The 21,896-nt window shown below is 62.0% G+C and carries 15 protein-coding genes and 4 tRNA genes; 6 read left to right on the top strand and 13 right to left on the bottom strand.

Annotated features, from left to right (window positions below; genetic code table 11):
• Window positions 1–27 precede the first annotated feature (27 nt).
• Window positions 28–1,302, top strand: coding sequence for an acyl-CoA dehydrogenase family protein (locus DIC66_RS00660; protein WP_117173043.1), 1,275 nt, complete (start codon window positions 28–30; stop codon window positions 1,300–1,302).
• A gap of 22 nt (window positions 1,303–1,324) precedes the next feature.
• On the opposite strand, the gene DIC66_RS00655 is transcribed toward DIC66_RS00660, so the two are convergent.
• The 12 genes from DIC66_RS00655 to DIC66_RS00600 all read right to left on the bottom strand — a co-directional run bounded on the left by DIC66_RS00655 (window position 1,325) and on the right by DIC66_RS00600 (window position 14,197).
• Window positions 1,325–2,554, bottom strand: a complete 1,230-nt coding sequence (locus DIC66_RS00655; RefSeq protein WP_117173041.1) for an HD-GYP domain-containing protein — start codon at window positions 2,552–2,554, stop codon at window positions 1,325–1,327.
• A 14-nt stretch (window positions 2,555–2,568) separates the two neighbouring features.
• Complete coding sequence (locus DIC66_RS00650) at window positions 2,569–3,198, bottom strand: DUF6806 family protein (RefSeq protein ID WP_117173039.1); 630 nt, start codon at window positions 3,196–3,198, stop codon at window positions 2,569–2,571.
• Window positions 3,199–3,221: 23 nt separating this feature from the next.
• Window positions 3,222–3,314: transfer RNA gene (locus DIC66_RS00645), tRNA-Leu, on the bottom strand.
• A 70-nt stretch (window positions 3,315–3,384) separates the two neighbouring features.
• Window positions 3,385–3,458: transfer RNA gene (locus tag DIC66_RS00640), tRNA-Cys, on the bottom strand.
• 61 nt (window positions 3,459–3,519) lie between these two features.
• Window positions 3,520–3,595, bottom strand: a tRNA-Gly gene (locus DIC66_RS00635).
• 78 nt (window positions 3,596–3,673) lie between these two features.
• Complete coding sequence (gene lon / locus DIC66_RS00630; protein ID WP_117173037.1) at window positions 3,674–6,109, bottom strand: endopeptidase La; 2,436 nt, start codon at window positions 6,107–6,109, stop codon at window positions 3,674–3,676.
• Between the two features lie 144 nt (window positions 6,110–6,253).
• The gene (clpX, locus tag DIC66_RS00625; RefSeq protein WP_117173035.1) at window positions 6,254–7,519 is read right to left on the bottom strand and encodes an ATP-dependent Clp protease ATP-binding subunit ClpX; all 1,266 of its coding nucleotides are present in this window, start codon (window positions 7,517–7,519) and stop codon (window positions 6,254–6,256) included.
• A 112-nt stretch (window positions 7,520–7,631) separates the two neighbouring features.
• Window positions 7,632–8,261, bottom strand: coding sequence for an ATP-dependent Clp endopeptidase proteolytic subunit ClpP (clpP, locus tag DIC66_RS00620; RefSeq protein ID WP_117173033.1), 630 nt, complete (start codon window positions 8,259–8,261; stop codon window positions 7,632–7,634).
• A 118-nt stretch (window positions 8,262–8,379) separates the two neighbouring features.
• On the bottom strand, window positions 8,380–9,690 hold the full coding sequence (tig, locus tag DIC66_RS00615; RefSeq protein WP_117173031.1) for a trigger factor: 1,311 nt from the start codon (window positions 9,688–9,690) through the stop codon (window positions 8,380–8,382).
• A 78-nt stretch (window positions 9,691–9,768) separates the two neighbouring features.
• Window positions 9,769–9,855 (bottom strand) — tRNA-Leu (locus tag DIC66_RS00610).
• A 30-nt stretch (window positions 9,856–9,885) separates the two neighbouring features.
• Complete coding sequence (locus DIC66_RS00605) at window positions 9,886–13,053, bottom strand: efflux RND transporter permease subunit (protein ID WP_117173029.1); 3,168 nt, start codon at window positions 13,051–13,053, stop codon at window positions 9,886–9,888.
• A gap of 7 nt (window positions 13,054–13,060) precedes the next feature.
• Window positions 13,061–14,197, bottom strand: a complete 1,137-nt coding sequence (locus DIC66_RS00600; RefSeq protein ID WP_117173027.1) for an efflux RND transporter periplasmic adaptor subunit — start codon at window positions 14,195–14,197, stop codon at window positions 13,061–13,063.
• A 117-nt stretch (window positions 14,198–14,314) separates the two neighbouring features.
• On the opposite strand from DIC66_RS00600, the gene hpnC reads away from it, so the two are divergent.
• From hpnC to DIC66_RS00580, 4 genes are read left to right on the top strand one after another with little or no spacing between them, the layout of a single operon-like run.
• Complete coding sequence (hpnC, locus tag DIC66_RS00595) at window positions 14,315–15,175, top strand: squalene synthase HpnC (RefSeq protein WP_117173025.1); 861 nt, start codon at window positions 14,315–14,317, stop codon at window positions 15,173–15,175.
• A gap of 33 nt (window positions 15,176–15,208) precedes the next feature.
• Complete coding sequence (gene hpnD, locus DIC66_RS00590) at window positions 15,209–16,048, top strand: presqualene diphosphate synthase HpnD (protein WP_117173023.1); 840 nt, start codon at window positions 15,209–15,211, stop codon at window positions 16,046–16,048.
• Between the two features lie 5 nt (window positions 16,049–16,053).
• Window positions 16,054–17,358 carry a hydroxysqualene dehydroxylase HpnE gene (gene hpnE / locus DIC66_RS00585; RefSeq protein WP_117174078.1) on the top strand — a complete coding sequence of 435 codons (1,305 nt, stop codon included), beginning with the start codon at window positions 16,054–16,056 and terminating at the stop codon, window positions 17,356–17,358.
• Between the two features lie 47 nt (window positions 17,359–17,405).
• Entirely contained in the window at window positions 17,406–19,856 is a 2,451-nt protein-coding gene (locus DIC66_RS00580) for a penicillin acylase family protein (protein ID WP_117173021.1), read from the top strand.
• Here DIC66_RS00580 and DIC66_RS00575 read toward each other — a convergent pair whose 3' ends face one another.
• Window positions 19,857–20,564: an HAD family hydrolase gene (locus DIC66_RS00575; RefSeq protein WP_117173019.1), complete on the bottom strand. Its 708-nt coding sequence runs from the start codon at window positions 20,562–20,564 to the stop codon at window positions 19,857–19,859. It lies immediately after the preceding gene.
• 19 nt (window positions 20,565–20,583) lie between these two features.
• Between DIC66_RS00575 and hemH the strand changes: the two genes are divergently transcribed.
• The gene (hemH, locus tag DIC66_RS00570; RefSeq protein ID WP_117173017.1) at window positions 20,584–21,675 is read left to right on the top strand and encodes a ferrochelatase; all 1,092 of its coding nucleotides are present in this window, start codon (window positions 20,584–20,586) and stop codon (window positions 21,673–21,675) included.
• Window positions 21,676–21,896 lie beyond the last annotated feature (221 nt).

Here is a 21,896-nt window from a genome sequence, read left to right as displayed (position 1 = left end):
ACAAATCGCCTACCCACTGGAGACACGATGGACTTTGACTATTCGCCCAAAACCAAGGCGCTGCAGGCCCGCCTGCAACAGTTCATGGAATCACACATTTACCCGGCCGAAAGCCGATACCAGGCGGAGATTGCCGCCAACACCGCGGCAGGCAAGCGCTGGACGCCCCTGCAGGTCATCGAAGTCTTGAAGACCCAGGCGCAGGCTGCCGGTCTGTGGAACCTGTTCCTGCCCGTGGACAGCGCGCAGGCAGCCGGGTTTGAGGGCGCGGGGCTGACCAACCAGGAATACGCCCCGCTGGCCGAGATCATGGGGCGTGTGCCCTGGGCCAGCGAAGTCTTCAACTGCTCGGCGCCCGACACCGGCAACATGGAAACCATTGCCCGCTATGGCTCCGAGGAAAACAAGCGCCAGTGGCTCAAACCCCTGCTGGCCGGAGAGATCCGCTCGGCCTTTGCAATGACCGAGCCGGCGGTTGCCTCCAGCGATGCCACCAATATCGAAACCCGCATGGAGCGCCAGGGCGACGACTACATCGTCAATGGCCGCAAGTGGTGGACCTCCGGTGCGGGTGACCCGCGCTGCGCCATCTACATCGTCATGGGCAAGACCGACCCGGACGCCGCACGCCATTCCCAGCAAAGCATGCTGCTGGTGCCTGCCAGCACACCGGGCGTGACCGTTGTGCGCCCCTTGAGCGTGTTTGGCTACGACGACGCGCCGCACGGCCACATGGAGGTGGCGTTCGAGAATGTGCGCGTGCCGGTGGGCAATCTGCTGCTGGGTGAAGGGCGCGGTTTTGAAATCGCGCAAGGCCGCCTGGGGCCCGGACGCATTCACCATTGCATGCGCCTGATCGGCCTGGCTGAGCGGGCACTGGAACTCATGTGCAAGCGCACATCGGCGCGTGTGGCCTTTGGCAAACCCATCGCAGCCCAGACCGTGACACAGGAGCGCATTGCCGAGGCACGCTGCAAAATTGACATGGCGCGCCTGCTGACCCTGAAGGCTGCCTGGATGATGGACATGGCGGGCAACAAGTTTGCACGCAACGAAATCGCCATGATCAAGGTCGTGGCGCCCAATATGGCCTGCGAGGTGATTGACTGGGCCATACAGGCCTTTGGTGCGGCCGGCATGAGCGAGGACTTTCCGCTGGCCTACCTCTATACCTGTGCGCGCACCCTGCGCTTTGCCGATGGTCCGGACGAAGTGCACCGCAATGCCATCGCCAAGCTCGAGCTGGGCAAATACGCGCCTTCAGCCCAGCCTGTAGAGATGCCCGTCACGCGCGGCTGCTAGGACGCAGCCGCTGCCGGCTTGCTCAGGCAGAAATGCCTGACCACAGTTCGTTGAGGTCATGGAAGCGCCACTTGGCGGGATCTTCCCGGCTGATGATCTTGTCCGTCACGCCCGGGCGTGAGAGATCCACCAATTCGGGAACAATCCGCATATCCGACTTGGTGGAGAAAAACACCTTCACGGTGGGAGACGTCAGAGACTTGCCCGTCTGCTCCACCACCACGCCCAATCGCCCGGAGCTCAGCCGCACCAGGCTGCCGATGGGGTAGATGCCCATGCTCTTCACAAACGCCTGGAACACCTGCATGTCAAAGTGGCCCTTGGCCCACTCGGCCATGCGGCGCAAAGACTCTGCCGGGTCCCAGCCCGGCTTGTAGGGCCGGTTGGATGTGATGGCGTCATAGACGTCGCAGACGGCACCCATCTTGGCAAACAGGCTGATGTCCGCGTCCTTGAGGCCTTCCGGGTAGCCGGAGCCATCGGTCTTTTCATGGTGATGCAAACAGACATCCAGCACCACGGGATCCACGTTCGTGCCTGTCAGCAGCATGCGGTGCCCCTCGGAAGGGTGCCGCTTGACGATATCGAACTCGGCATCTGTCAGCTTGCCGGGCTTGTTCAGAATCTCCATGGGAATCATGGCCTTGCCCAGGTCATGCATCAGGCCGGCCAGGCCGGCCACACGCGTCTGCTGCTCATCGAGCTTGAGCTGTTTGGCCAAGGCGACCATCATGGCGCAGACCGCCACCGAATGCATGTAGGTGTAGTCATCCACCGTCTTGAGCCGGGCCAGGCTGATCAGCGCACTGGGGTTGCGGGCCACCGAATCGGTGATTTCCTCCACCAGCTTTTGTGCGCCACCGGTATCCACCGTCTTGCCCATGCGGGCTTCTTCGAACATGGAGATTACGGCGCGCTTGCCCTGTGAGCAAATCTTGGTGGCGTGCGCAATTTCCTGGGCCGTGCTCAGGGGTGTGACATTGCGTCGCTCCAGCACCACCTGCTCCAGGGCGGCCTCGACTTCCGCGTCGGACTCGGCCTCCGATACCGAGGCTTCACCAGTAGGCACATCAAGGCCCTTGTCGCAATCAATCCAGACCTCCTTGATGCTGCTGGCAAGAATGCTGGCGAGGTCTTTGGGGTCGTTCAGGACAAAGCCCGTGCGCCAAAAAGGATGCTCCATCCAGGAGCCACAAAACTCCTTCAGGTGCATGCCCAACTGCAGTTGCTGAACCGTAATTTTTTTTAACATAGCAGACCCGGATCTCAGTGCAAATGGCGCGGTTTGCGTCCCCCGCCATGTCCGCCACCGTGATTTCCACCCGACCCACGGGGCGGCTTGCCAATTTCAAGAGAGTGCACCAGTGCATCAAAGCGCTGTGCAAACAGTTTGTCCACTTCGGCCACCACGCCACCGAGTTCGGAGCCGTCAAAATGGCGCTCCATCATGCTGATCATGTCCTGCACCAGGAGGTCTCGCTGCACCTGCATGATGGCCGCAGGATTGGGGCCTACAAACAGCATGACAAAGTCGTCACGCGATTCGGCGTTGGCGGGGGCATCCTCGTTGTCGAAATCGGCGTCGTAAAAGGTGACTTCGATGGCTGCGCCGGTGTCGGCAATTTCATTGAGGTTCATGCAGACCTCATCGAGCGTCTGGCGAAAATCATCATCGCCCGCCACCGTCCAGCACATCTGCAGCACGTGTTCTTCGGCATCGAACTTGATGCCCGGCTCGTCCTCATAGGAACTGTTGGCGCCGTCGGCAAGGGAGCGGCAGCCAGCATACTTCCACATGGGTTTGAGGGACTCCTGGACCTGCTCAAAGCCAATATCTGCGCGTAACAGCACCTGACCATGAACATGTATCTCAAACGGGGCGTTATAGCGTGGCATGGCGTTCAGTGTAGTTGTGCATTTGGTGCCCGAGACCGGAATCGAACCGGTACGCCCGTTATTCACGAAGCGGCGGATTTTAAGTCCGATGTGTCTACCTATTTCACCACTCGGGCACACGACCTATTGTGGAACAAAAAAGCCCCGTCATCGAACAATGACGGGGCTTTCATGATCCAGAATTTCTGGAGGCGCGACCCGGAGTCGAACCGGGCTAACTGGATTTGCAATCCAGGGCATAACCGATTTGCTATCGCGCCGGTTATCTCTTGATTCTTCGTCTAAAGAAAAAGGGAAGCGGAAGCTTCCCTTTTCGGAATCTGGAGCGGGAAAAGAGTCTCGAACTCTCGACCTCAACCTTGGCAAGGTTGCGCTCTACCAACTGAGCTATTCCCGCGTTTCAAGCCTCGAATTATAGCGCGCTTTTTTACCCGTTTAAAACACTGCAGCAAAAAAATCGACGCTACTCCCGGACTCAATGCTTCACCGACTCCTGGACACCATCCACCTTGACTACGGCAACCGCGGCAGCCGCAGGCTCGTCATCTGGCAGCGGAACCGGTTTGGTCTCCAGAGCCAGGTCCAGCACCTGGTCAATCCAGCGTACCGGCACGATCTCCAGACCGTTCTTCACGTTCTCGGGGATGTCCTGCAGGTCCTTGGCATTGGCTTCCGGAATCAGCACGGTCTTGATGCCGCCGCGCAAGGCAGCCAGCAGCTTCTCTTTCAGGCCACCAATTTCCGTGACTTCACCACGCAGGGTGATCTCACCCGTCATGGCCACATCGCCACGCACCGGGATGCCGGTGAGTGCCGATACAAAGGCGGTGGTCATGGCCGCACCCGCGCTGGGGCCGTCCTTCGGTGTAGCGCCGTCCGGCACGTGGATGTGAATGTCCTTCTTCTCGAAGGTCTCATCCTTGATGCCCAGTCGGCGGGCCCGGCTGCGCACCACGGTACGGGCCGCTTCCACCGATTCCTTCATCACGTCGCCCAGCGAGCCGGTACGGGTGATGACACCCTTTCCCGGTGTCAGCGCGGCCTCGATGGTCAGCAAATCGCCGCCCACCTCGGTCCATGCCAAGCCACACACTTGGCCCACCTGGTTTTGCTGTTCCGCACGGCCATAGGTGTACTTGCGCACACCCAGGTAGTCGTTCAGGTTGTCGGCAGTGACCTGCACCTGGCCCACCAGTTTCTTGAGCAACAGGCCCTTAACCACCTTGCGGCAGATCTTGGACAGGTCGCGTTCCAGCGCACGCACACCGGCTTCGCGGGTGTAGTAGCGCACGATGTCGCGCACGGCGTCTTCAGAAACCGTGAGTTCCGACTCCTTGACGCCGTTGTTCTTCATCTGCTTGGGCAGCAGGTAGGTGATGGCAATGTTGGTCTTTTCGTCTTCGGTGTAACCGGACAGGCGAATTACTTCCATGCGGTCCAAGAGGGCCGCCGGGATGTTCATGGAGTTGGAGGTGGCCACAAACATCACGTCGCTCAGGTCGTAATCGACCTCGACATAATGGTCGCCAAACTTGTGGTTCTGCTCCGGGTCCAGCACCTCCAGCAGCGCGCTGCTGGGGTCACCACGAAAGTCGGTGCCGAGTTTGTCGATCTCATCGAGCAGGAACAGCGGATTGCGCGTGCCCACCTTGGACAGGCTTTGCAGCACCTTGCCCGGCATGGCGCCGATGTAGGTGCGGCGGTGGCCACGAATTTCAGCCTCGTCACGCATGCCGCCCAGGGCCATGCGCACGTACTTGCGCCCCGTGGCCTTGGCAATGGATTGACCGAGCGAGGTCTTGCCCGCGCCCGGAGGGCCTACCAGGCACAGGATGGGCGCCTTGACCTTGTCCACGCGCTGTTGCACAGCAAGATATTCCAGGATGCGGTCCTTGACCTTGTCCAAGCCGTAGTGGTCTTCGTTGAGCACGGCTTCTGCATGGGCCAGGTTGTGCTTGATCTTGGTCTTGGCAGTCCAGGGCAGGCCGGTCAGCACGTCGATGTAGTTGCGCACCACGGTGGCTTCTGCCGACATGGGAGACATCAGCTTGAGCTTCTTGAACTCAGCCTCGGCCTTCTTGAGAGCCTCCTTGGGCATCTTGGCAGCCTTGATCTTTTTCTCGATCTCTTCGATGTCGGCGCCGTCTTCGCCCTCGCCTAGCTCCTTCTGGATGGCCTTGACCTGCTCGTTCAGATAAAAATCGCGCTGGTTCTTTTCCATCTGGCGCTTCACACGGCCACGGATTTTTTTGTCCACATTCAGGATGTCGACTTCGCGCTCGATCTGCTCGAACAGGTTTTCCAGGCGCTCCTTGACGCCCGACAGGCTGAGCACGGCCTGCTTGGCATCGAGCTTCAAAGGCAGGTGCGCGGCAATGGTGTCGGCCAGGCGGCCGGCATCGTCAATGCTGGAGATGGAGGTAAGAATCTCGGGCGGAATCTTCTTGTTGAGTTTGACGTACTGGTCAAACTGCTGCATCACGGCGCGGCGCAGGGCTTCAATTTCGCTGCTTTTGCCGCGCACTTTTTCTTCCGCACTCTCACCCATTTCGATCGGCGACACATTGGCCGTGAAGTGGGACTCACCCTCTTCGATGCGGTTGACGCTGGCACGCTGATGGCCTTCCACCAGCACCTTCACGGTGCCGTCGGGCAGCTTGAGCATTTGCAGGATGGTGGAGACACAGCCCATGTCAAACATGTCGGAGACCAGCGGGTCATCCTTGGCTGCGGCCTTTTGGGCCACCAGCATGATGCGCCGCTCGGCTTCCATGGCGGCTTCCAGGGCCTTGATACTCTTGGGACGTCCCACAAACAGGGGGATCACCATATGCGGGAAGACCACCACATCCCGCAGGGGCAGCAGGGGCAGATCGATGGGGTCGGAAGGTAAGGGAGTGTGGCCAGACATTGGTAAACCTCTTTATAACCAGCTATACATGGTTCGCTCGGGAGTTAATTCAAGTGCCCCATTATCAAATCGGGGCATCCACCCGAGCCCTGTGAATTGCACCCAAAGACCCCGCATTTGAGGGCTTTGGGGCATGGTTCACACCTAGGCTTTCTTGGCCGCTTCGCGGTACACCAGCAATGGTGGCTTGTTTTCTTCGATGGTGGACTCGTCCACCACGACTTTTTCGACATTGGCCACATTGGGCAGGTCGTACATGGTGTCAATCAGGGACTGCTCCAGGATCGAGCGCAGTCCGCGTGCACCGGTCTTTCGGGCCAGGGCACGCTTGGCAATGGCTTTCAGAGCCGAGGGCCGGATTTCCAGCTCTGCGCCTTCCATGGCCAACAGCTTGGCGTATTGCTTGACCAGGGCATTCTTGGGCTCGGTCAGGATTTGCACCAGCGCGTCTTCGGTCAGTTCAGCCAGGGTGGCAACCACCGGCATACGGCCCACCAGTTCGGGGATGAGGCCGAACTTGATCAGGTCTTCCGGTTCCACGTCCTTGAACACCTCGGTCAGGCTGCGTTGCGCCTTGCTCTTGACGCTGGCGCCAAAGCCAATGCCCGAGGACTGGGTACGGTTCTCAATGACCTTTTCCAGACCCGAGAACGCACCGCCACAGATGAACAGGATGTTGGTGGTGTCGATCTGCACAAAGTCCTGGTTGGGGTGCTTGCGCCCGCCCTGGGGCGGCACGCTGGCCATGGTGCCTTCGATGAGCTTGAGCAATGCCTGCTGCACGCCCTCGCCCGAGACGTCACGGGTGATGGAGGGGTTGTCGGACTTGCGGGAAATCTTGTCAATCTCGTCAATGTAGACAATGCCGCGCTGGGCGCGCTCGACTTCGTAGTTGCAGCTTTGCAGCAGCTTCAGGACGATGTTTTCCACGTCTTCACCCACATAACCGGCTTCGGTCAGGGTGGTGGCATCGGCCATGACAAAGGGCACGTCCAGCATGCGGGCCAAGGTTTGCGCCAGCAGGGTCTTGCCGGAACCGGTGGGGCCGATCAACAGGATGTTGCTCTTGGCCAGCTCCACCTCGTCTTTCTTGGCCTTGTCCTTGTGGCGCAGGCGTTTGTAGTGGTTGTACACCGCCACTGCCAGGGTGCGCTTGGCGGGTTCCTGACCAATCACGTAATTGTCCAGATTGGCCTTGATTTCTGCCGGTGTGGGCAGGTCGCTCTTGGCGTCCTTGGTCTGGGTGGTTGCAGGCAACTCGTCACGGATGATCTCGTTGCAGAGTTCAATGCATTCGTCGCAGACGAACACCGACGGCCCGGCGATCAGCTTCTTCACTTCGTGCTGGCTTTTGCCGCAAAAAGAGCAGTACAGGGTTTTTTCGCTGGAAGTGCCTTTTTTCTCGGCCATGTGCTCACTGCCCTTTAACAACTAGTTACGCGGATGATAACCAAATAAAAAACGGTGCCTGATCACGCACAGGCACCGTTGAAACGGGGGCCCCAAGGCCCCCTCAATCCGTTCAGGGGCGCTTGGCAATCACCTGGTCGACCACACCGTAGTCCTTGGCCTCATTGGCCGTCATGTAGTAGTCGCGTTCGGTGTCCAGGGCAACTTTTTCGTAGGTCTGCCCGGTCAACTCGGCCATGATCCGGTTCATCTGCTCACGCGTCTTCAAAATTTCACGTGCGGCGATTTCAATTTCAGTCGCCTGACCTTGGCTGCCACCCGAGGGCTGGTGAATCATGATCTTGGAATTGGGCAGCGAAAAACGCTTGCCCTTGGCGCCTGCCGTCAGCAGGAAGGCGCCCATGCTGGCAGCCATGCCGGTGCACAGGGTGGACACGTCGGGCTTGATGAAGTTCATGGTGTCAAAAATCGCCATGCCGGCGCTGACCGAACCACCGGGCGAGTTGATGTAGAACGAAATGTCCTTGTCGGGGTTTTCACTCTCCAGGAACAACAGCTGCGCCACCACCAGGTTGGCCGTCTGGTCATTGACCGGGCCGACCAGGAAAATCACACGCTCCTTGAGCAGTCGCGAGTAAATATCGTAGGAGCGCTCTCCGCGGCCCGATTGCTCGATGACCATGGGCACCATGCCCAGGCCCTGTATGTCCAAAGCGCCTGGCGCTGCATATTTCACATTCATAGCGACTCCAAAAAGGGTATTCCTACTGTAACCAAAAACTTCTGCCAAAAAGCAAATGGGGCTTCTGTGCGGAACTGCAAGCCCCGCACAAGCCCCATTTACCAGAGTAGCGGAAGGATCAGTTCTGCGCCATCAGGTCGTCAAACGACACCGACTTCTCGGTCACTTTGGCCTTGGACAGCACGAACTCGGTGACATTGTTTTCAATCACGATGGCTTCGACTTCGGCCATGCGGCGGTTGTCGCCGTAGTACCAGCGCACCACGTCAGCGGGCTTCTCGTAGCTGGCGGCCAGCTCGTCGATGTGGGCCTTGATCTGCTCGGCCTTGGCTGCCAGCTCGTTGGAACGCACCAGCTCAGCCACCACCAGGCCCAGGCGCACGCGGCGCTCGGCTTGGGGGCGGAAGATGTCGTCAGGAATCGGTGCCTTGTCAGCGTCCTTGATGCCGCGCTGCTTCAGGTCGGCGCGGGCGCCTTCCACCATGCGGTCCAGCTCGGCTTGCACGCTGGACTTGGGCAAATCGAGTTCGGCCTTGGAAATCAGCGCGTCCATCACGGCTTGCTTGTTGCGGTTGAGCAGGCGGTACTTGACTTCGCGCTGCAGGTTCTTGGCTATGTCGGCGCGCAGGCCTTCGACGGTGGCGTCGGCAATGCCGAGGGACTTGGCCAAGGCCGCGTCCACATCAGGCAGGTGGGCGGCTTCGATCTTCTTGACCGTGACCAGGAAGTCGGCGGTCTTGCCAGCCACGTCCTGGCCGTGGTAGTCGGCGGGGAAGGCCAGAGGGAAGGTCTTGCTTTCGCCAGACTTCATGCCACGGGTGGCTTCTTCAAATTCTTTCAGCATCTGGCCGTCGCCCAAGATGAACTGGAAGTCAGCGGCCTTGCCACCGGCAAAGGGTTCGCCGTCGATCTTGCCTTCGAAGTCCACAGTCACGCGGTCGGTGTCTTGTGCCGCGGCGTCTTGGGCGCGCTGGGCGAAGGTGCGGCGCTGCTTGCGCAGGATGTCTACAGTCTTGTCGATGGCGGCGTCAGTCACTTCGGTGCTGAGCTTTTCGACTTCGGCGGTGGTCAGGTCGCCGATTTTGACTTCGGGGAACACTTCAAAGATCGCATCAAAAGCCATTTGGCCTTCGGGCGAGGTTTCCGACTCGGAAATGCGGGGCTGGCCGGCCACGCGCAACTTGGCTTCGTTGGCGGCAGTGGCAAAAGCCTCGCCCACCTTGTCGTTCATCACTTCGTAGTGCACGGAGTAGCCATAGCGCTGGCTCACCACGTTCATGGGAACCTTGCCGGGACGGAAGCCGTCCATCTTGACGGTGCGTGCGAGCTTGCGCAGGCGGGTTTCGACTTCGGACTGGATGGTGCCCACAGGCAGCGTCAGCGTGATCTTGCGTTCCAGCTTTTCCAGGGTTTCAACAGTAACTGCCATGGTCTTCTCTCCTAATATGGGTTGGAAACAGGGCCCCTGGTCTGCCAGGGGCGTGCTGCTTCGCTTGTCTCTTCAAGGTGGTGCGCGGGGGGGGACTCGAACCCCCACACTGTTGCCAGCGTCAGGACCTAAACCTGGTGCGTCTACCAATTTCGCCACCCGCGCAAAAAAGGGTCTGTCAAATCGGTAAGCCCGCTAGTTTAACCCGTCCGCCGGGCTGTCCCTGCGAATCCTGAACCACGCCGCGTACATCGCGGGCAAAGCCAGCAGGGTGAGCACCGTGGCCACCGTGAGCCCGCCCATGATGGCAACCGCCATGGGGCCCCAGAAAACCGAGCGCGACAGCGGAATCATGGCCAGCACGGCAGCCGCAGCGGTGAGCACAATCGGGCGCAGACGGCGCACGGTGGACTCCACAATCGCATCCCAGGGCGCCACGCCGGCGGCGCGGTCCTGCTCGATCTGGTCAATCAGAATGACCGAATTGCGCTGGATCATGCCCATCAGGGCAATCACCCCCAACAGCGCCACAAAGCCAAACGGGCGGCCAAACAGCAGCAGCGAAGCGGCCACTCCGGCAATGCCCAGCGGGCCGGTCAAAAACACCAGCATGGCGCGGCTGAAGCTGTGCAGTTGCAGCATCAGCAGGGTGAAGGTGATGAACAGCATGATGGGCACGCCCACCACAATCGAGTCCGAACCCTTGGAGCTTTGCTCCACCGCACCCGCCACCTCAATGCGGTAACCGGCGGGCCACTGGGCGCTGATTGTGTCCAGCACCGGTTGCAGCTCGGCCGTGACAGTTGCGCCCTGCAGGCTGGCCACGATATCGCTTTGCACGGTGATGGCGTAGTCGCGGTTCTCGCGCCACAGCACGCCGGGCTCCCAGGTGAACACCGGCTTGGCAATTTGCAGCAGCGGGATCGACTTGCCCGAGGCCGTTGGAAGATAGGCGTCGCCGATGTCGGTGATGGCATTGCGCTCGGCCAGCGGCTGGCGCAGCACGATGTCGATCAGCTTGTCGCCTTCCTGGAATTGGCCCACGGTGCTGCCCGCCAGGATGGTGCGCGAGGCCTGGGCGATCGACTGGCTGGTCACGCCCAGGGCACGGGCCTTGGCCTGGTCCACCTCCAGGCGAATCACCTTGATGGACTCATGCCAGTTGTCGTTCACGCCACGGGTGTTGGGGCTGGCGCGCATGGCCTCCTTGACGGAGTCGGCAAAGCCGCGCAGCAGCACCGGGTCGGGCCCCACCACACGGAACTGCACCGGGTATTCCACCGGCGGGCCATTGGGCAGCACCTGCACGCGGCCACGCACCTCCGGGAACTCCTGCGCCAGGATGATAGGGAGCTTGTTCTTGAGCCGCTCGCGGGACGCCTGGTCCTTGGAGATCAGCATGAACTGCGACACATTGCTCTGCGGAAAGATCTGGTTGAGCGACAGGTAAAAGCGCGGCAGTCCGGAGCCTATCCAGGTCGTCACATTGGTTACGCCCTCTTCCCGCAGCAGCCGCGCCTCGATGCGCGTGGCCACTTCCTCGTTGGCCGCAAAGGAGGTGCCTTCAGGGAACCAGGCATCCACCAGCACTTCGGGCCGGCTGGAGTCCGGGAAGAACTGCTGCTGCACTTGGCCCATGCCGACAATACCCAGCGCAAACACCAGCACGGTGGCGCCTATGGTCATCCAGCGGTGTGCCAAACACCAGTTCAGGACCTTGCGAAAGCCCACATAAAACGGGGTATCAAAGTGCTCGTGCTGATCCACGCCGCCACCGGCCGCGCCATCGGGGTGGAACTGGTGCGGCTTGATTTTGAGCAGTACCGTGCCCAGGTAGGGCACGAAGTAGACGGACACAACCCAGCTCAGCACCAGCGCAATCACCGTCACCGCAAAGATGGCAAAGGTGTATTCGCCGGTAACCGACTTGGCCAAGCCAATGGGCAGGAAGCCGGCTGCGGTGATCAGCGTGCCAGTCAGCATGGGCATGGCGGTGACTTCGTAGGCAAAAGTGGCCGCGCGCACCTTGTCGTAGCCCTCCTCCATCTTGCGCACCATCATCTCCACCGCAATGATGGCGTCATCCACCAGCAGGCCCAGGGCGATGATGAGCGAGCCCAAAGAGATCTTGTGCAGGCCGATGCCAAAGTAGTTCATGGCCAGAAACGTGACCGCCAGCACCAGCGGAATGGTGATGCCCACCACCAGCCCCGGGCGCATGTCCACGTAATAGCGTTTCCACAGCGGTTGCTGCCCGGGGCGCTTGTGCAGGCCCAAAGCCACAAAGCTGACCACCAGCACAATCACCACCGCCTCCATCAGCGTGGCCACAAATTCGCCCACCGAACTGGCCACCGCGCGGGGCTGGTCCTGCACCTTGGAGAGGGTCACGCCGGCTGGCAGATTTTTCTCTATCTTGGCAAAGGCTTTTTGCAAGGACTTGCCCAGGGCAATGATGTCGCCGCCCTTGGTCATGGACACCCCCAGGGCAATCACTTCTTTGCCATGGTGGCGCACCTTCACACTTGGCGGGTCGATAGTGGCCTGGCGAATCTCGGCCAGGTCCCCCAGCCGGAACTGCTTGCCCGAACTGCCGCGAATCGGCATGGCGCGCAACTGCTCCAGCGCCTTGAACTGGCCACCCACCCGCACCTGCACCACGTCCAGCGGCGTCTGCACGGCGCCTGCGCTCTCCACCGCGTTTTGCTGGCTCAATTGCGAAAGCACCTGGTTCAGGTCCAGCCCGAGCTGGGCCAGACGCTTTTGCGAAATTTCGACAAAGACCTTTTCGTCCTGGTCGCCAAACAGCGCCACCTTGGCCACGTCGGGCACGCGCAGCAGCTCCAGTCGGGCGGCGTCGGCAAAGGTCTTGAGCTCGGCGTAATTAAAACCGTCGCCCTCCAGGGAATAGATCACCCCATAGACGTCGCCAAAGTCATCGTTGAAGAACGGGCCCTGCACGCCGGCGGGCAGGGTGCCCCGCATGTCGCCAATCTTCTTGCGCACGGTGTACCAGACGTTGGACACCTCGCTGGGCTTGGAGGAGTCTTTGAGCTCCAGCGTGATTTGCGACACCCCGGGCTTGGAGTAGCTGCGGATCTTGTCCGCATAGGGCACTTCCTGCAGCGTCTTTTCCAGCTTGTCGGTGACCTGCTCGGCCACCTGCTGGGCGGTGGCACCCGGCCAGTAGGTTTGCACCACCATGGCCCGGAAGGTAAAGGGCGGGTCTTCGTCCTGGCCGAGCTGGAAGTAGGCGGCAATGCCCAGCACCATCAGCACCACCATCAGGTAGCGCGTGAGGGGCCCGTGGTCCAGCGCCCACTTGGAGAGGTTGAAGCCCTTGCTTGCGTTGTCCGTGCTCATGCGCGACTCACTTCTGTGCCGCAGAGGCGGCAGCAAGAGAAGGAGCGGCTGCGGTATCGGCGCGGGCGGGCTGGTAGAGGGACACTTTTTGCCCCGGCGACAGCACGTGCACGCCGGCAGACACGACCTGCATGCCGGGTTGGAGGCCGCTGCGCAGCACCACCTCGTTGCCGTCGGCCGTGGCAATCTCCACCGGGGTCAGCTTTACCGTCATGTTCGCGGTATCCAGAACCCACACGGCGCTGGCATTGCCATCGCGGAAGATGGCGCTGGTGGGCAACTTGACCACGGCCTGGTCGCCATGCGCCAGAGCGGCAGGCGTGACCGACACGGTGGAGCCCAAGGGCAAATCATCCTTGGCATCCAGCGCTGCGCGCACCGCGTAGGTGCGGGTGACCGGGTCGGCACTGGCTGCAACTTCGCGCAGTTTGGCCTGCACCGTGGTCTGGCTGGCCCATGCCTTGACCTGAGCCGCAGAGCCCACGCGCAGGGCCTGCACCTTGTCTTCGGGCACGGAAAACAGCACATCGCGCGCACCGTCCTGCGCAATGCGCACCACCGGCGTACCGGCAGCCACCACCTGGCCCACCTCGGCATCCACTGCCGTCACCACGCCGGAAACGTCGGCCACCAAGGTGGTGTAAGCCGCCTGGTTGCCCTGGCCACTGAGCTGCGCCTGGGCCTGGTCAAACTGGGCTTGCGCCGCCTTGCGGGTGCTGTCGCGGCGCTCCAGCTCCGCGCTGCTGATGAAATTCTGGTCCTTCAAATCCTTGTAACGCTTGAAGTCAGCCGCTGCCAGATCGCGGTTGGTGGCTGCCGCGGCCAACTGGGCGCGGGCTGCCGCTTCCGACAGCTTGTAATCCTGCGGGTCCAGCTGCGCCAGCACCTGACCCGCCTTGACGCGCTGACCCAGCTCGACCGGGCGGCGGATGATTTTTCCTGCCACCCGAAAACCCAGACGTGATTCCACGCGCGCCAGCACCTCGCCAGAATATTCCGCGCTGGTCTGCTGCGTGCCGGCACCCACCGTCAGCACCTTGACCGCGCGCACAGGCTCTTCGGGGGGTGCGGCAGGTGTGCAGGCAGAGAAAACGCCCACGGTTGCCGACAGCAACAAACAGCGGAATACAGGCTTGAAATACATAGGACGACCCGGGAGGTAAAAATGCGGAAGGGAGGGCTGCGATCAGTTTAATGACCGGCAGGTTAGTAATTTATTGTAAGCCCTGACCGGTGTCAAGGCGCAGGGCAAAATCGGGGCATGAACAGCAGCTCTGCCGACACACGCATCGGACATTACGAAAACTTTCCGGTGGCCTCCGTGCTGTGCCCTGCGCACCTGCGCGCACCCATTGCAGCGATCTACCACTTTGCACGCACCGCCGACGACATTGCCGACGAGGGCGATGCCACAGCGAGCGAGCGGCTACAGGCCCTGTCCGACTACCGCCAGCAACTGCTGGATGTAGTCGGACCCAAGGGCGCAGGGCTGGCGGATCCGCGCTGGGCTGGCGTATTCACTGCAGTTCGCAGAACCATGGACAGCCACAAACTGCCACTGCAGCTGCTGCTCGATTTGCTGGATGCGTTCCAGCAGGACATCGAAAAGACCCGGGACCAGAGCGCCTACCGGGACGAAGCCGAGCTGCGCGACTATTGCCGCCGCTCCGCCAACCCCATTGGCCGCCTGCTGCTGCACCTGTACGGAGTGAGCGATGCGCAGTCCCTGCAGCAAAGCGACGCTATCTGCACCGCCCTGCAACTCATCAACTTCTGGCAAGACCCCAGTGTGGACATCCCGCGCGGACGCTTTTACTTCACCGAGGCCATGCGCACAGAGCACGGCGTGGCACAGGCCGATCTGCTGGCACTCAAACAAACGCCAGAGGCCACGCGCATGGTGGCGCAGTGCGTGCGCGAAGCCCGCGCCCTCATGGCCCAGGGCGCGCCGCTGGTGCATGCGGTGCCAGGACGCGCTGGATGGGAATTGCGTTTGGTGGTGCAAGGAGGTCTGCGCATTCTGGACAAGATCGAGGCACTGCACTACGCCACCCTGCGCCAGCGCCCCACCTTGCGCAGCATGGACTTTGCGGTGATGCTTTGGCGCGCCTTGTGGATGTAGAAACCATGCACCTGCGAATGGGACAATAGCCGCATGACCCCCGAACAATACGTACAGCAAAAAGCCGTGGCCTCCGGCAGCAGCTTTTATTACGCCTTCCTGTTTCTGCCTGCGCCAAGGCGCGCCGCTATCACCGCCTTCTATGCCTTTTGCCGCGAAGTCGATGACGTGGTGGACGAGATGGTGGACGCGGGAGTGGCCGCCACCAAACTGGCCTGGTGGAAGACCGAAGTGGCCCAGGCTTTTGCCGGCCAGCCCAGCCACCCGGTAATGAAGGCCCTCATGCCGCACACCAGCAACTACGGCATAGAGGCACGCCACCTGCAAGCCGTGATCGACGGCTGCCAGATGGATCTGGAGCAAACCCGCTACCTGGACTACCCCAACCTGCAGCGCTACTGCCACCTGGTGGCCGGTGTGGTGGGTGAAGTCGCAGCCCGCATCTTTGGCCAGACCGAAGCGGCCACCACCGAATATGCCCACACCCTGGGCCAGGCCCTGCAGCTCACCAACATCATCCGTGACGTGGGCGAAGACGCGTTGCGCGGACGCATCTACCTGCCGGTGAGCGAGCTGCAGCAGTTCGATGTCAAGGCCCACGAAATTTTGAAGCGCGGCTACTCGGAGCGTTTCACTGCGCTCATGCAGTTCCAGGCCAAGCGCGCACATGGCCTGTACGACCAGGCGCTGGCCCTGCTGCCAGCGGCCGACCGGCGTGCCCAGAAGCCCGGACTGATGATGGCCAGCATCTACCGCACCCTGCTGCGCGAGATAGAAGCCGACCAGTTCCAGGTGCTGCACCAGCGCACCCGGCTCACGCCGCTGCGCAAGCTCTGGCTGGCCTGGAAGGTCCAAGCCCTGGGCACCATGTGAAGGCCCTGCAGGTCGCCGTGGTGGGTGGCGGCTGGGCCGGCATGGCCGCTGCGGTGACGGCCACCGAGGCCGGACACCGGGTCACGGTATTTGAAGCCACCCGCACCTGGGGCGGCCGCGCACGCGCCATGCCCACCACCCTGCCCGATGGCAGCGCTGTGCTGCTGGACAACGGCCAGCACATCCTGATTGGTGCCTATGCCGACACGCTGGCGCTGATGCGCACGGTGGGAGTGGACCCAAAGCAAGCGCTGCTGCGCCTGCCGCTGACCCTGCTCTTTCCTGATGGCCTGGGCCTGCAGTTGCCAGACTGGCCCATGCCGCTGGACGTGCTGGGCGGCATCTGGAGCGCGCGTGGCTGGAGCGTAGCCGACAAGTGGTCGCTGCTGCGCACCACCAGCAGCTGGCAGATGGCCGGCTTTCGCTGCGCAACTGCCACCACCGTGACCGATCTGTGCCGGGGCCTGGCACCCAAGGTCATTCAAACACTGATAGAGCCATTGTGCGTCTCCGCGCTGAACACCCCGCCCGAGCGCTCCAGCGGCCAGGTGTTTTTGCGTGTGCTCAAGGATTCGTTGCTGAGCGGGCGCGGCAGCTCCAACCTGCTGCTGCCCCGCACCGATCTATCCGCCCTGTTCCCCGATGCGGCTGCCGCCTGGCTGGGCCAGCGCGGTGCCAGCCTGCGCCCGGGCTGCCGCGTGGAGCAATTGGAGCTACTTTCGCCAGCGCAGGCACCTTCGCAGTGGCGGGTGAATGATGAGGCGTTTGACGCTGTGCTCTGGGCTACCTCACCCTCAGTGGCCAGCCAGTTGCTGGGCCAGGCCCGTGGCGAGGCAGCTCCCGCCCTGCAGGCCTGGGCTTTAACAGCCAGCCAACTGCAACACGAAGGCATAGCCACCGTCTACCTGCAAGCGGGCAGCACGCGCCTGCCCCAGCCCATGCTGGCACTGCGCAGCAGCGCCGAATGCCCGGCGCAGTTTGTGTTTGACCGCGGCCAACTGGACGGCCCGGCGGGGCTGTTGGCCTTTGTGGTCAGCGCCAGCACGGACGAGCGCGCCGTGCTTCAGGGCAAGGTCCTGCAGCAGGCCCAGGCGCATCTTGGCGGCCTGCTGCGTGGCTCGTCCCCCGTGCTGGTACAAACCGTACTGGAAAAGCGCGCCACCTTTGCCTGCACACCCGGCCTGCAGCGCCCGGCGCAGCACATAGCCCCGGGCCTGCTGGCCTGTGGTGACTATGTGGACGGCCCCTACCCGGCCACCCTGGAAGGGGCAGTGCAGAGTGGCAAATCTGCGGCCCTGGCGCTTGCCTAACAGGTATGTACCCGCGCTAGACTGTGGCAGTACCCACGGATAAAAGAATGAAAAAAACCAGCCTCGTGATTGCAGCCACCCTATTGGCTCTACTGCTCGCCCTGGCGGCGGGTGCTGCCTGGTACGTGCATACCAAGCTGCCGGTGCGCGAGGGAACCATGTCCCTGGAACGCCTGAGTGCGACCGTCACGGTGCAGTATGACGAACGCGGCGTGCCGCACATCCACGCCGACAACGAGGCCGACCTGTACCGCGCCCTGGGCTATGTGCACGCACAGGACCGCCTGTTCCAAATGGAGATGGCGCGCCGCCTGGCCAATGGGGAATTGGCCGAAGTGTTTGGCCCCAGGCTGCTCGATAGCGACAAGCTGTTTCGCACCCTGCGCCTGCGCGAACACGCCAAGACCATGGTGGCACGCCTGGCCCCGCAAAGCCCGGCCAGCCGTGCCCTGCTGGCCTATCTGGACGGCGTCAACCAGTTTCAGGCCACGCACCCCGCACCCATGGAGTTTGATGCGCTGGGCATCCGCAAGCGGCCCTTCACCCCTGAGGACGCGGCGGCCGTGAGCGGCTACCTGGCCTACAGCTTTGCAGCCGCCTTCAAGACCGAACCCTTGATGACCTTTGTCCGCGACAAGCTGGGGCCCCAGTATCTGGGCGTGTTTGACACCGAGCCTCACCCCGAGGGCGGGCTCAGAAGCCTGGACACGGCACTGGCAAGCCCCGGCAGCGCGCCCGCAGGTACATCCAGTGGCAAGGCAGTGGCTCTGAGCACGCAGGACTGGGAGGGCTTGAACCAGCTCGCACAAGTCAGCCGCCAGGCCCTGCGGTCAGCCGGCATGGGCGAGTTTCAGGGCAGCAACGCCTGGGTTGTTTCGGGCCAGCGCACGCAAAGTGGCAAGCCGATACTGGCGGGTGACCCCCACATTGGCTTCTCGGTACCGGCCACCTGGTACGAAGCCCACCTGCGGGCGCCGGGCTTTGAGCTGTATGGGCACTTCAACGCACTCAACCCGCTGGCCTTGCTGGGTCACAACACCCGCTTCGGCTGGAGCGTGACCATGTTTGAAAACGATGACATTGACCTGATTGCCGAGAAAGCCAACCCCGCCAACCCGGGGCAGGTCTGGCACCAGGACCAGTGGGTAGACCTGCAAGTGACGAACGACACCATCAAGGTCAAAGGTGCGGCCGACGTGGTGCTGCCCTTGCGCACCGGCCCGCATGGCCCCATCGTGACCGACGCCTTTCACCAGAACTATGGCAACACGCCGATTGCCATGTGGTGGGCCTTTCTGGAGACCGACAACCCCATCGAAGAGGCGCTCTACCAGCTCAACCGCGCCGACACACGCGACAAGGCCCGCGCCGCAGCTGAAATGGTTCACGCACCGGGGCTCAACATCCTGTGGGCCAACACCAGCGGCGACATTGCCTGGTGGGCCGCAGCCAAGCTGCCGCAGCGCCCCGAGGGTGCAAACCCCCTGTTCATTCTGGACGCCAGCAAGGGAGAAGCCGAGAAGGGCGGCTTCTACAACTTCAGCTTCAATCCGCAGGAAGAGAACCCCGCCCGTGGCTACATCGTCTCTGCCAACCAGCAGCCAGCCAGCGTGGTACCCGTACCCGGCTACTACCTGTTGCCCGACCGCGCCAAGCGGCTGGACGACTTGCTCCAGGATGGCAAAAGCAAATGGACCCCGGAGCTGACAACCCGGCTGCAGCTCGACGTCTGCAACGACTACCCCAAGCGCGTCCTCAAGTTGCTCCTGCCCATGATTGACCGGGTGGCCACCGACCCCAATGACCGCGCCTTCATGGAACCCCTGCAGAAGTGGGACGGCTGCTATGAACCCAACAGCGTGGCAGCCAGCCTGTTCAGCCAGCTCAGCTATGAGCTGTCCAAGGCCGTTTTTGAAGATGAGCTGGGCGAACTGCAATTCCAGAACCTGCTGGGCACACCGGCACTGGACCACGCCCTGCCCCGGCTGGTGGCCGACGTCCACTCACCCTGGTGGAACAACATCAAGACGCCCCAGAAGGAAAGCCACTTTGAGACGGTGCGCGTGGCCTGGAGCAACACGCTCAAGCACATGATGGGCCTGTACGGCACCAGCCTGATCGACTGGACCTGGGCCAACACCCACACCCTGACCCACAGGCATCCGCTGGGGCAGCAAAAGCCGCTGGACCGGTTGTTCGACGTGGGCCCCTTTGCCGTGCCCGGTGGACGCGAGACACCCAACAACCTGTCACAGGCCATAGGCCCTGCGCCCTGGGCTGTGACCTTTGGCCCGTCCACCCGCCGGGTGATCGACTTTGGCGCCCCCGACAAGTCCTTGGGCATCAACCCGGTCGGGCAAAGCGGCGTGCTGTTTGACCGCCACTACAGCGACCAGGCCGAGCGCTTTGCGCAAGGCCTGTACGCGCGCCAACGCCTGGGTGCGGCCGATATCCATGCCCACACCGACAGCACGCTGACGCTGCAACCCAAACCGTAGTCAGGCCGCAGCCACAGCGCCCAGCACTGCGCACAGCTCGGCCATGCTGACCACGGTGGCATGCGGCTGCGCCGGGTAGCCCCAGAGTTTGTCGCTGCGGTTGACCCAGGCGGTTTGCATACCAGCGTCCAGCGCCCCCAACACGTCCAGGCTTTCGTCATCACCCACATGCAGGATCTGATCTGCATCGAGTTGCAGGCTTTGGGCCGCAGCCTGAAAAATTCGCACATCCGGCTTGCCCACACCGACCTCACGCGCGCTGACTGAACCACAGAAGTATTGGCCTATGCCCACGCGGTGCACATCCGCATTGCCATTCGACAGGGCCAGCACCGGCCAGCGTGCCGACAGAAGTGCCAGAGCGGGTACGACATCCTCGAACAGGGTGACCTGCTGGCGGGCGTCAAAAAAGACACCAAAGGCGGGGCCCGCCAGGTCCTGGTCTTCGGCACTTTGCTGCAGGCCCAGGCGGATCATCTCGCGGCGCATGAAGCTCAAGTCGTGGTGCTGGTCTGGCCAACCGGTCTGCGCCTGTTCGCGCAGAGCCATGCGCGTGTGCGGACTGGCGAAAAGCGCAGAGGTGCGCGGAGCCTTGGCCCTCAGCCACTCCTGCAGACGCAGCTCGGCCACTTCAATGGTTGGCCAAATCGGCCAGAGGGTATCGTCCAGGTCCAAGGTTATTGCCTGGATGCGTGAAATATCGAGCATAGGTGCGGGAGAATACCCCATGCCCTTCTCTCCCGAACCTCCCTTCCAACATGGCCAGGTGCCGCGCACGGCCGTGCTGCTGTGCAACCTGGGTACGCCCGATGAACCCACAACCAAGGCGGTGCGCCGCTACCTGGCCGAATTTTTGAGCGATCAGCGCGTGGTGGAGATTCCACGCCTGCTGTGGTTGCTGATCCTGCATGGCATCATCCTGCGCTTTCGCCCGGCCAAGTCAGCCGCCAAGTACGCCAGCATCTGGACACCCGAAGGCTCCCCGCTCAAGGTCTGGACCGAGAAGCAGGCCAAACTGCTGCAAGGCTGGCTGGGCCAGCGCAACCACCATGTGAAGGTGCGCTGGGCCATGCGCTACGGCAGCACCTCGATTGCCTCGCAACTCGATGCTCTGAAGGCCGATGGCGTGACCCGTGTATTGGTAGTGCCGGCCTACCCGCAGTATTCGGCCACCACCACGGCCAGCGTGTTTGATGCGGTTTACCAGTGGGCGCAAAAAACACGCGCGCTGCCTGAGCTGCGCTTCATCAACCACTACCACGACCACCCCGACTACATTTCCGCCCTGGCCGCCAGCGTGCTGCGGCATTGGAAAAAGAATGGCCTGCCCGACAAACTGGTGATGAGCTTTCATGGCATCCCAGAGCGCAGCCTGCACCTGGGCGACCCCTACCACTGCGAGTGCTTCAAGACCGCCCGTCTGCTGACCGAAAAGCTGGGCCTGTCCAAAGACCAGTGCCAGGTCACCTTCCAGTCCCGCTTGGGCCGGGCCAAATGGCTGGAGCCCTACACCGAGCCTACCCTGATTGCCATGGGCAAAGCCGGTGTGAAGCGCGTGGACCTGATCTGCCCGGGCTTCACCAGCGACTGCCTGGAGACGCTGGAAGAAATCAATATGGAAGCGCGCGAGGCCTTCCTGCACGCCGGCGGCCAGACTTTTCACTACATCCCCTGCCTGAACGATGACCCGGAGTGGATCACCGCCCTGTGCAACGTGACACAGCAGCATCTGCTTGGCTGGAATACGCTGGACACGGTCGATCCTCAGGTGCTGGCAGCCAGCCGTACGGCTGCGCTGGCGCTGGGTGCCAAAGCCTAGGCGCCGGTTCTCACGCTTTTACGCCAGCTTTACCCACGGCCGCCTTGAAACAGATTTGCTTCATCTTGCGGCCCTATGATTTGAAACCATGAAATCAATTGCCCGTACTACGCTCCCCACGCTCTGCGTCATGTCAGCTTTGCTCTTGGGAGCCTGTTCAGGCAAAACAGAGACGGCAGCACCTGCCAGTGCACCGACGGCCGCCGCTAGCGCCCCGGCAG

This window comes from Rhodoferax lacus, assembly GCF_003415675.1.
Taxonomy (GTDB): Bacteria; Pseudomonadota; Gammaproteobacteria; order Burkholderiales; family Burkholderiaceae_C; genus Allorhodoferax; species Allorhodoferax lacus.
Note: the sequence above shows the minus strand (reverse complement) of the source record. Positions and strands in the feature narration are given on the sequence as shown.

What these genes read in the sequence shown, in the direction of transcription:
- DIC66_RS00660 (WP_117173043.1), top strand. Translation starts at nt 28, where the DNA reads ATGGACTTTGACTATTCGCCCAAAACCAAGGCGCTGCAGGCCCGCCTG.
- DIC66_RS00655 (WP_117173041.1), bottom strand. Translation starts at nt 2,554, where the DNA reads ATGTTAAAAAAAATTACGGTTCAGCAACTGCAGTTGGGCATGCACCTG.
- DIC66_RS00650 (WP_117173039.1), bottom strand. Translation starts at nt 3,198, where the DNA reads ATGCCACGCTATAACGCCCCGTTTGAGATACATGTTCATGGTCAGGTG.
- lon (WP_117173037.1), bottom strand. Translation starts at nt 6,109, where the DNA reads ATGTCTGGCCACACTCCCTTACCTTCCGACCCCATCGATCTGCCCCTG.
- clpX (WP_117173035.1), bottom strand. Translation starts at nt 7,519, where the DNA reads ATGGCCGAGAAAAAAGGCACTTCCAGCGAAAAAACCCTGTACTGCTCT.
- clpP (WP_117173033.1), bottom strand. Translation starts at nt 8,261, where the DNA reads ATGAATGTGAAATATGCAGCGCCAGGCGCTTTGGACATACAGGGCCTG.
- tig (WP_117173031.1), bottom strand. Translation starts at nt 9,690, where the DNA reads ATGGCAGTTACTGTTGAAACCCTGGAAAAGCTGGAACGCAAGATCACG.
- DIC66_RS00605 (WP_117173029.1), bottom strand. Translation starts at nt 13,053, where the DNA reads ATGAGCACGGACAACGCAAGCAAGGGCTTCAACCTCTCCAAGTGGGCG.
- DIC66_RS00600 (WP_117173027.1), bottom strand. Translation starts at nt 14,197, where the DNA reads ATGTATTTCAAGCCTGTATTCCGCTGTTTGTTGCTGTCGGCAACCGTG.
- hpnC (WP_117173025.1), top strand. Translation starts at nt 14,315, where the DNA reads ATGAACAGCAGCTCTGCCGACACACGCATCGGACATTACGAAAACTTT.
- hpnD (WP_117173023.1), top strand. Translation starts at nt 15,209, where the DNA reads ATGACCCCCGAACAATACGTACAGCAAAAAGCCGTGGCCTCCGGCAGC.
- DIC66_RS00580 (WP_117173021.1), top strand. Translation starts at nt 17,406, where the DNA reads ATGAAAAAAACCAGCCTCGTGATTGCAGCCACCCTATTGGCTCTACTG.
- DIC66_RS00575 (WP_117173019.1), bottom strand. Translation starts at nt 20,564, where the DNA reads ATGCTCGATATTTCACGCATCCAGGCAATAACCTTGGACCTGGACGAT.
- hemH (WP_117173017.1), top strand. Translation starts at nt 20,584, where the DNA reads ATGCCCTTCTCTCCCGAACCTCCCTTCCAACATGGCCAGGTGCCGCGC.